Raw genomic sequence first — 267 nt, 5'->3', positions numbered from 1 at the left:
TGGCAGGTATGGAGCCACAGCCTTTCGATCGGATGCGCCCAGGCGATGGAAAGCGCATGGTTCATCAGATAGCGCCCGGCGCCGGTGCCGATCGTCTCCTTGGTGACGCCGAAAAACACCAGTTCGCAGGCGCCCGGCTCCCGGAGATCGCGTTCGATCATCCCGGCAGGCTTGCCGCCCCATGACAGCACGTAGATCTCTACCCTGGGATCGCGGAGGATAGCGGCCAGTTCGCCGTCGCTGATCACCAGCCGTGAAACCCACATC

General features: G+C 63.3%; 1 protein-coding gene. It reads right to left on the bottom strand.

The window, feature by feature from the left end:
- On the bottom strand, positions 1–267 hold a 267-nt coding region (locus tag SCA31_RS23720; RefSeq protein WP_410699462.1), incomplete at both ends, for a GNAT family N-acetyltransferase.

This window comes from Chryseobacterium sp. SIMBA_028, from assembly GCF_046535285.1.
Lineage (GTDB): Bacteria > Bacteroidota > Bacteroidia > Flavobacteriales > Weeksellaceae > Chryseobacterium.
The sequence above is the reverse complement of the archived record's forward strand: the minus strand, read 5'-3'. Positions and strand labels throughout refer to the sequence as shown.